Annotated in this window: 7 protein-coding genes and 1 other annotated feature; of the genes, 6 read left to right on the top strand and 1 reads right to left on the bottom strand. The window is 40.7% G+C overall.

Features of this window, described 5'->3' with window-relative positions; genetic code table 11:
• Positions 1-187: 187 nt before the first annotated feature.
• The 6 genes from msrB (at position 188) to rplL (ending at position 7,214) form a co-directional block, all read left to right on the top strand.
• Positions 188-1,126: a peptide-methionine (R)-S-oxide reductase MsrB gene (gene msrB, locus ADI58_RS09530; protein ID WP_049522425.1), complete on the top strand. Its 939-nt coding sequence runs from the start codon at positions 188-190 to the stop codon at positions 1,124-1,126.
• Between the two features lie 60 nt (positions 1,127-1,186).
• Complete coding sequence (locus ADI58_RS09525) at positions 1,187-2,911, top strand: ABC transporter ATP-binding protein (protein WP_049522424.1); 1,725 nt, start codon at positions 1,187-1,189, stop codon at positions 2,909-2,911.
• A 1-nt stretch (position 2,912) separates the two neighbouring features.
• Complete coding sequence (locus ADI58_RS09520; RefSeq protein WP_049522423.1) at positions 2,913-4,661, top strand: ABC transporter ATP-binding protein; 1,749 nt, start codon at positions 2,913-2,915, stop codon at positions 4,659-4,661.
• A 101-nt stretch (positions 4,662-4,762) separates the two neighbouring features.
• Positions 4,763-6,022 (top strand): TRZ/ATZ family protein, encoded by a 1,260-nt coding sequence (locus ADI58_RS09515; protein ID WP_049522422.1) that lies wholly within the window; start codon positions 4,763-4,765, stop codon positions 6,020-6,022.
• Between the two features lie 76 nt (positions 6,023-6,098).
• Positions 6,099-6,234 (top strand) — a sequence feature (ribosomal protein L10 leader region).
• A 38-nt stretch (positions 6,235-6,272) separates the two neighbouring features.
• On the top strand, positions 6,273-6,773 hold the full coding sequence (gene rplJ / locus ADI58_RS09510) for a 50S ribosomal protein L10 (RefSeq protein ID WP_001287277.1): 501 nt from the start codon (positions 6,273-6,275) through the stop codon (positions 6,771-6,773).
• 72 nt (positions 6,774-6,845) lie between these two features.
• Positions 6,846-7,214 carry a 50S ribosomal protein L7/L12 gene (gene rplL / locus ADI58_RS09505; protein ID WP_001196965.1) on the top strand — a complete coding sequence of 123 codons (369 nt, stop codon included), beginning with the start codon at positions 6,846-6,848 and terminating at the stop codon, positions 7,212-7,214.
• A 641-nt stretch (positions 7,215-7,855) separates the two neighbouring features.
• On the opposite strand, the gene ADI58_RS09500 is transcribed toward rplL, so the two are convergent.
• A protein-coding gene (locus tag ADI58_RS09500; protein ID WP_106083840.1) for an IS3-like element IS981 family transposase occupies positions 7,856-8,967 on the bottom strand; the annotation gives its coding sequence in 2 pieces (ribosomal slippage) (positions 7,856-8,751 and positions 8,751-8,967; 1,113 coding nt in all).
• Positions 8,968-9,327: the final 360 nt, after the last annotated feature.

Genomic DNA, 9,327 nt, shown 5'->3' with positions numbered 1-9,327 from the left:
CTCAAAGCACTGCTTTGAGGTTGTAGATAAGACTGACGAAGTCAGCTCAAAACAGTGTTTTGAGGTTGTGGATAGAACTGACGAAGTTAGCTCAAAATACTATTTTGAGGTTGCAGATGTAAGCTGACATGGTTTGAAGAGATTTTCGAAGAGTATTAGTTAAAAACTTGATAAAGGAGAAATAAAGATGGCAGAAATTTATCTAGCAGGTGGTTGTTTTTGGGGCCTAGAGGAATATTTTTCACGAATTTCTGGAGTGCTAACAACCAGTGTTGGCTACGCTAATGGTCAATTCGAAACGACCAATTACCAGTTGCTCAAGGAGACAGACCATGCAGAAACGGTTCAAGTGATTTACGATGAGAAGGCAGTGTCACTCAGAGAGATTTTACTTTATTATTTCCGTGTCATCGACCCTTTATCCATCAATCAGCAAGGGAATGACCGTGGTCGCCAATATCGAACGGGGATTTATTACCAGGATGAAGCAGACTTGCCAGCTATCTACACAGTGGTGCAGGAGCAGGAGCGCATGCTTGGGCGAAAGATTGCAGTAGAGGTGGAGAAACTTCGCCACTATATTTTAGCTGAAGATTACCACCAAGACTATCTTAAGAAGAATCCTTCAGGTTACTGTCATATCGATGTGACCGATGCTGATAAGCCATTGATTGATGCCTCTAACTATGAAAAGCCTAGTCAAGAGGTGTTAAAGGGCAGTTTATCTGAAGAGTCCTATCGTGTTACCCAAGAAGCTGCTACAGAGGCTCCATTTACCAATGCCTATGACCAAACCTTTGAAGAAGGGATTTATGTAGATATTACGACGGGTGAGCCACTCTTTTTTGCCAAGGATAAGTTCGCCTCAGGTTGTGGTTGGCCAAGTTTTAGCCGTCCGATTTCCAAGGAATTGATTCATTATTACAAGGATCTGAGCCATGGAATGGAGCGAATTGAAGTTCGTTCTCGGTCAGGAAATGCTCACTTGGGTCATGTTTTTACAGATGGACCGCGTGAGTTTGGTGGCCTCCGTTACTGTATCAATTCTGCTTCCTTGCGCTTTGTGGCCAAGGATGAGATGGAAGAGGAAGGATATGGCTATCTACTGCCTTACTTAAACAAATAAAACAGAGAGAGTGGGCACTTCCCGCTTTCTTTATTTCCAGAATACGAATAGAAGGGATTTATGAAACACCTATTATCTTACTTTAAACCCTACATCAAGGAATCAATTTTAGCACCCTTGTTCAAGCTACTAGAAGCTGTGTTTGAGCTCTTAGTTCCTATGGTGATTGCTGGGATTGTTGACCAATCCTTGCCCCAGAAAAATCAAGGTCATCTCTGGATGCAGATTGGTTTGCTCCTTATCTTTGCAGTAATTGGTGTTGTAGTGGCCTTAATAGCCCAGTTCTACTCAGCTAAGGCTGCGGTTGGATTTGCCAAAGAATTGACAGGTGACCTCTATCGCCATATTCTTTCCTTGCCCAAGGACAGCAGAGATCGTTTGACCACTTCTAGCTTGGTCACTCGCTTGACTTCGGATACCTACCAGATTCAGACTGGTGTCAATCAATTCCTGCGTCTCTTTTTGCGAGCACCTATTATCGTTTTTGGTGCCATTTTTATGGCTTATCGCATCTCAGCTGAGCTGACTTTCTGGTTCTTGGTCATGGTTGTCATTTTGACCATTGTTATTGTAGGGCTCTCTAGACTGGTTAATCCTCTCTACAGCAGTCTCAGAAAGAAAACGGACCAGTTGGTTCAGGAAACGCGCCAGCAATTACAAGGAATGCGAGTAATTCGTGCTTTTGGTCAAGAAAAACGAGAGTTACAGATTTTTCAAACCCTTAACCAAGTTTATGCGAGACTGCAAGAAAAGACGGGTTTCTGGTCTAGTTTATTAACCCCTCTGACTTATCTAATTGTCAATGGAACTCTCCTCGTTATTATCTGGCAGGGATATATTTCAATTCAAGGAGGCTTACTTAGTCAAGGTGCTCTCATTGCCCTCATCAACTACCTCTTACAGATTTTGGTGGAATTGGTCAAGCTAGCCATGCTGATCAATTCCCTCAACCAGTCCTATATCTCAGCTAAGCGAATTGAGGAAGTCTTTGCCGAAGCTCCAGAAGACATCCATTCAGAATTAGAGAAAAAACAAGTTACCAGCAATCAGGTTTTACAAGTTCAAGAATTGACCTTTACCTATCCTGATGCGGCCCAACCTTCTCTGAGAGATATTTCCTTTGATATGGAGCAAGGGCAAATCCTTGGTATCATTGGGGGAACAGGTTCTGGTAAATCAAGCTTAGTACAACTCATCCTTGGACTTTATCCAGCAGACAAGGGGAGCATTTACCTTTATCGAGATGGATCTAGTCCTCTTAATTTGGAGCAGTGGCGGTCTTGGATTGCCTATGTGCCCCAAAAGGTCGAACTTTTTAAGGGAACTATTCGTTCCAACTTGACTTTAGGTTTAAATCAAGAAGTGACTGACCAGGAACTCTGGCAGGCCTTGGAGATTGCGCAAGCTAAGGATTTTGTTAGTGAAAAGGAAGAACTCTTGGATGCCCTAGTTGAGACAGGAGGGCGAAATTTCTCAGGTGGACAAAAACAAAGGCTGTCTATCGCAAGAGCAGTCTTGCGACAAGCACCATTTCTCATCCTAGATGATGCGACCTCAGCTCTCGACACCATCACAGAGTCCAAGCTCTTGAAAGCTATCCGAGAAAATTTGCCAGACACGAGCTTAATCTTGATTTCTCAACGAACCTCGACTTTACAGATGGCTGACCAGATTCTTCTCTTGGAAAAAGGGGAGCTACTAGCTATCGGCAAGCACGAGGATTTGATGAAATCTAGTCAAGTTTATCGCGAAATCAATGCATCTCAACATGGTAAGGAGGACTAGCATGAGACGACAAACTGCAAATCAAACACTCACACGTTTGGCAAAAGATTTAGCAAGCCATCCCTTCCTCCTTTTCCTAGCTTTTCTAGGAACTATTGCCCAGGTTGGCTTATCAATTTATCTTCCCATCTTGATTGGGAAGGTCATTGACCAAGTCCTGGTGGCTGGTTCTTCACCAGTTTTTTGGCAGATTTTTCTCCAAATGATCTTGGTGGTCATAGGAAATACCCTTGTGCAGTGGGTCAATCCTCTCCTCTATAATCGCCTAATCTTTTCTTATACCAGAGACTTGCGAGAGCGAATCATCCATAAGCTCCATCGGTTACCGATTGCCTTTGTGGATCAGCAAGGTAGTGGGGAGATGGTTAGTCGTGTGACCACGGACATCGAACAGTTGGCAGCTGGCTTGACCATGATTTTTAACCAATTCTTTATTGGCGTCTTAATGATTTTGGTTAGTATTCTAGCCATGCTTCAAATTCACCTCCTCATGACCCTCTTGGTCTTGCTGTTGACGCCACTTTCTATGGTAATTTCACGCTTTATTGCCAAACGCTCCTATCATCTCTTCCAAAAGCAAACAGAGACGCGGGGAATTCAGACTCAGTTGATTGAAGAATCGCTTAGCCAACAGACAATTATCCAGTCCTTCAATGCTCAAGAAGATTTTATCCAAAGACTGCGTGAGGCTAATGACAACTATGCAGGTTATTCGCAGTCAGCTATCTTTTACTCTTCAACGGTTAATCCTTCGACTCGCTTTGTAAATGCGCTTATTTATGCCCTTCTAGCTGGAGTAGGAGCTTATCGTATCATGATGGGGTCCACCTTGACCATTGGACGCTTAGTGACTTTTTTGAACTATGTTCAGCAATACACCAAGCCTTTTAACGATATTTCTTCAGTTCTAGCCGAGTTGCAAAGTGCTCTCGCTTGTGCAGAACGTGTTTATGGAGTCTTAGATAGTCCTGAGGTGGCTGAAACAGGTAAGGAAGTCTTGACCAGTGACCAAGTTAAGGGAGCTATTTCCTTTAAACATGTCTCTTTTGGCTACCATCCTGAAAAGATTTTGATTAAGGATTTATCTATTGATATTCCAGCTGGTAGCAAGGTAGCTATTGTTGGTCCGACAGGTGCCGGAAAATCAACTCTTATCAATCTCCTCATGCGTTTTTATCCCATTAACTCGGGAGATATCTTGCTGGATGGGAAATCCATTTATGACTATACCCGGGCATCATTGAGACAACAGTTTGGTATGGTGCTCCAAGAAACCTGGCTCAAGCAAGGAACCATCCATGACAATATTGCCTTTGGGAATCCTGATGCTAGTCGGGAGCAAGTGATTGCTGCTGCCAAAGCAGCCAATGCAGACTTTTTCATCCAACAGTTGCCGCAGGGTTACGATACCAAGTTGGAAAATGCAGGAGAATCTCTCTCTGTCGGTCAAGCCCAGCTCTTGACCATTGCCCGAGTCTTTCTGGCTATTCCAAAGATTCTCATCTTAGACGAGGCGACTTCCTCCATCGATACACGGACAGAAGTGCTAGTTCAGGATGCATTTGCTAAACTCATGAAGGGGCGCACAAGCTTTATCATTGCTCACCGCTTGTCAACCATTCAGGATGCGGATATGATTCTAGTCTTAGTGGATGGCGATATTGTGGAGCATGGCAATCATCAGGACCTCATGGCTAGAAAAGGCAAGTATTACCAAATGCAGCAAGCTGCCGCTTTTAGCTCTGAATAATCCATTCTCTTTTGAAAGTTTATGGACGAAAAAAGTTGCCTTCGGGTGACTTTTTTGTTACAATAGCTAGAAAAAATCAAGGCCTTAGAAGGAGAAAAACAATGAAAGTCTATCAGCATGTAAATATCGTGACTTGTGATCAAGATTTCCATGTTTATCTGAATGGAATCTTAGCAGTTAAGAATTCTCAAATCGTCTATGTTGGTCAAGAGAAGTCAGAGATTTTAGAGCAAGCTGAGCAGTTTATAGACTATCAGGGAGCCTGGATTATGCCTGGATTGGTCAATTGCCATACCCATTCTGCAATGACAGGTCTGAGAGGAATTCGAGATGATAGCAATCTCCATGAATGGCTCAATGACTATATCTGGCCTGCAGAAGCAGGATTTACTCCCGACATGACTACTAAGGCGGTCAAAGAAGCTCTGACAGAGATGCTCCAGTCAGGAACAACAACCTTTAATGATATGTATAATCCCAATGGTGTGGATATTGAGCAGATTTATCAGGCAGTGAAAGATTCCAAGATGCGTTGTTATTTCTCACCTACCCTCTTTTCTTCTGAGGCGGAGACAACTGATGAGACCATAAGCAGAACACGAGCAATCATTGAAGAAATTATTGGATATAAAAATCCAAATTTCAAGGTTATGGTAGCCCCACATTCTCCCTACAGCTGTGATAGAGACTTGCTGGAAGAAAGCATAGACATGGCAAAAGAGCTTGATCTTCCAATCCATATCCACGTGGCGGAGACCAAGGAGGAGTCAGGCATTATCCTGAAACGATACGGCAAACGCCTCCTCGCATTTCTAGAAGAATTGGGTTACTTAGATCATCCGTCTGTCTTTGCCCACGGGGTCGAATTAAACGAGCGAGAAATTGAACGCTTAGCAACTTCTCACGTGGCTATTGCCCACAATCCTATCAGTAACCTCAAATTGGCATCAGGGATTGCTCCCATCATCCAACTGCAAAAAGCAGGAGTGGCAGTAGGAATTGCGACAGATTCGGTTGCTTCCAATAACAATCTAGATATGTTTGAGGAAGGACGGACAGCCGCTCTCCTACAGAAAATGAAGAGTGGGGATGCCAGCCAATTTCCAATCGAAATAGCCCTCAAGGCACTGACAATCGAAGGGGCTAAGGTCCTAGGAATGGAAAATCAGATAGGAAGTCTGGAAGTAGGTAAACAGGCAGATTTTCTCGTTATTCAACCACAAGGGAAAATTCATCTCCAACCTCAGGAAAATATGCTTTCTCATCTTGTCTATGCTGTTAAATCCAGTGATGTTGATGATGTTTATATCGCTGGAGAACAGGTTGTTAAGCAAGGTCAAGTCCTGACAGTAGAACTTTAGAAGAAAAATAACGAAAAAATTTTAAAAAAAGTTTGCAAAAATCTTGCATTCTTTTTTTGACTATGCTATACTTATATACGGTTTGAAAAAACTGCCTAAGACAGTAGGGGAGCTCGACTCATAAGTATCCTACCGAGGACAAAACGTATCATGTAAAAAGAAGCGTATTGTACTTTCGTGTCTAGGTTTGGGCGCGTTTTTCTTTTGGAAAAATTCCCCAAGCAAAATAATAACGGAGGTGAACACACTAATGAGTGAAGCAATTATTGCTAAAAAAGCGGAACTAGTTGACGTAGTAGCTGAAAAAATGAAAGCTGCTGCATCTATCGTCGTTGTAGACGCTCGTGGTTTGACAGTTGAGCAAGATACAGTTCTTCGTCGTGAGCTTCGTGGAAGCGAAGTTGAGTATAAAGTGATTAAAAACTCAATCTTGCGTCGTGCAGCTGAAAAAGCTGGTCTTGAAGATCTTGCATCTGTATTTGTTGGACCATCTGCAGTAGCATTTTCTAACGAAGATGTTATCGCACCAGCGAAAATCTTGAACGACTTTTCTAAAAACGCTGAAGCACTTGAAATCAAAGGTGGTGCAATCGAAGGCGCTGTCGCATCTAAAGAAGAGATTCTTGCACTTGCAACTCTTCCAAACCGCGAAGGACTTCTTTCTATGCTCCTTTCTGTACTTCAAGCGCCAGTGCGCAACGTTGCTCTTGCAGTCAAAGCGGTTGCAGACAACAAAGAAGACGCAGCTTAATCTTAAGCTACGCAGCGTAGCCTAGCTACGAAAATCTATTATAAATTTAAAACATATTTGGAGGAAATAACAATGGCATTGAACATTGAAAACATTATTGCTGAAATTAAAGAAGCTTCAATCCTTGAATTGAACGACCTTGTAAAAGCTATCGAAGAAGAATTTGGTGTAACTGCAGCTGCTCCTGTAGCTGTTGCTGCAGCTGGTGCTGCTGACGCTGGTGCTGCTAAAGATTCATTCGACGTTGAATTGACATCTGCAGGCGACAAAAAAGTTGGCGTTATCAAAGTTGTACGTGAAATCACAGGTCTTGGTCTTAAAGAAGCTAAAGAACTTGTTGACGGTGCACCAGCACTTGTTAAAGAAGGCGTTGCAACTGCAGAAGCTGAAGAAATCAAAGCTAAATTGGAAGAAGCTGGAGCTTCAGTTACTCTTAAATAAGAGGCATATACCAATTAGAATTCGGAATACTATAGTATCAGCCTTTTAGAATCGTGAACACATTTTAGAAACTGATAAATTAATTTAGTTTCCTACCAAAAACCCTACCAAAAATTAATTTGGCAGGGTTTTTCTTTTTAATAAAATTATTTTGGAGAACAGGGCTCGTTTTAAATGACCAGAAGTAAGCTATGTATAGATTCTAATTATATTAGAATTTCGTATTTCAAATTTTGTAGAAATTTTTAAAAACCCTGACTATCGTTGTCACTATTTTGCAAAACATAAAAAATCAGAGTCAGATTTAGATTTTGCGGAATTTGTCTTTCAAAATCGGGAAAATTCAGATGAATTACAACACCATTTTGATTTTATCTATAGTGTTCAGACTGATGATAATCCAATCCAACCCAAGCTTTAGCTCGTTTTCGTCAGAATGAAATTACAAAAGAAGAAATGCTTGCTGAGTTTAGAAAACCCTATTCTTTTAAACAATTATCCATTCATAACCAATCTTAAAATAAAGAAGGTTTATCAATCAAAAACAGGAGAGGAGTTACAAAAATGGCAGTAGTATCATTGGAAAATGACGTTAAGTCAAGTTTTTAGAGTAACTAACGTAGAATTTTAATCTATTTATTTTAAGCACTTACCTTTTCAAATTGATTAGGTGTAAGATACCCTAAACTTTGATGGATTCGTTTTGAATTATAAAAGGCTTCGATGTACCAGAAAATACTCTGATAGGCTTCTTCAAAGTTCTTATATTTAAATTGATACACCCACTCTCTTTTTAAATGTCCATGCCAAGATTCAAGACTGGCATTATGATAAGGGTATCCCCTTCGACTGAAAGAGTGAGTCATCCCATAATACTTAAGCAACTCTTCATACTCTAGACTCGTATACTGGGTTCCTTGGTCAGAATGAAGAATAACAGCTTCTGGATAGTCTTGTGATTTAATGGCCTTATTTAAAGTTCTTTGCACTAATTCTACAGTCATTCGCTTGCCCAAATCCCAAGCAATGACTTTTTTAGTATAACGATCCATAATGGTTGAGAGATAAGCCCATCCTTGTTGAGTAGGAATATAAGTAATGTCGGTTGACCAAACCTTATTTTTCTTTGTAGGTTCAGTCTGTATGAGATTTTTTCGATTGATGTGATCACTTAGTGAGTATCCAGGCTTAAATTTCTTAATGACTGCAGACTTGAGTTGAAGTTGCTTCATTAGCTTCTGTACCAGTTTTAACCCGACTTTTTCCCCTTGTTTAAGTAGAAGATGATGAATTTTAGGAGCACCATAGATTCCTCGGTTAGCATTGAAGAGTTGAGAAATTTTGAGTGACAGGTATTGTCTCCTTAATTGAGTTTTAGATGGATGTCGGTTAATCCGTTCATAATAACTTGATTCAGGAACATCAAGGAGTTGACAGCTTAGTCTGACATTGAGTGCTAAAGTTTGTATGGTTTGAGCCATATCCGCAGCACTCACTTCTTTTTCTCGGCGAATATGGTCAATACTTTTTTTAAGATGTCTCGTTCTTCCTTAACTTTAGCCAGTTGTCTTTTTAATTCTAGAAAATCAGCTTTAGAGACGGAGCTTTCATTAGATGTAGAGTAGAGGTCTATCCATTTATAAATTGTTGCAGGGGCCACGTCGTATTCTTTAGACAGCTGGGTGACGGATTGACCAGAATGATAGAAGGCGATAAGGGTTTCTTTAAATTCTTTTGAGTAGCGTTTTTGCATGTTTTTGTCCTTTGTCTAAATTATACAATAGTGACTCTAAGATTTAAGGATAACATCAAAATAATATTAAACTATATAGTTCAGAATTATTTCAAGTACTATTAAAAGCCTCCAATTATAAATTGGATGAGCGTATTGCTCAGACTGTTGCAGAAGGCTATGCTCGTAATCTAGATTATTCTAATCCTGAACTGACGCATGTTGGTGTAACTTCTGTTGCTAACAATTTGCTTACAAAAATTAAACAAGAGTATTTTAATGTATAGTATTTTGAAAAGCCACCGAAAAAGGAATTACTCTTTAAGGCAATGTCATTAAGTTAGTGAGCTAACTCTTTAAATAGGAGATAGGATTGAGAAC

Source organism: Streptococcus mitis (genome assembly GCF_001074635.1).
In the GTDB taxonomy this organism is placed as follows: Bacteria; Bacillota; Bacilli; order Lactobacillales; family Streptococcaceae; genus Streptococcus; species Streptococcus mitis_E.
The sequence above is the reverse complement of the archived record's forward strand: the minus strand, read 5'-3'. Positions and strand labels throughout refer to the sequence as shown.

Bases quoted from the DNA above. Each gene is read 5' to 3' on its own strand.
- ADI58_RS09520 (WP_049522423.1), top strand. From the start codon at position 2,913: ATGAGACGACAAACTGCAAATCAAACACTCACACGTTTGGCAAAAGAT.
- msrB (WP_049522425.1), top strand. From the start codon at position 188: ATGGCAGAAATTTATCTAGCAGGTGGTTGTTTTTGGGGCCTAGAGGAA.
- rplL (WP_001196965.1), top strand. From the start codon at position 6,846: ATGGCATTGAACATTGAAAACATTATTGCTGAAATTAAAGAAGCTTCA.
- rplJ (WP_001287277.1), top strand. From the start codon at position 6,273: ATGAGTGAAGCAATTATTGCTAAAAAAGCGGAACTAGTTGACGTAGTA.
- ADI58_RS09515 (WP_049522422.1), top strand. From the start codon at position 4,763: ATGAAAGTCTATCAGCATGTAAATATCGTGACTTGTGATCAAGATTTC.
- ADI58_RS09525 (WP_049522424.1), top strand. From the start codon at position 1,187: ATGAAACACCTATTATCTTACTTTAAACCCTACATCAAGGAATCAATT.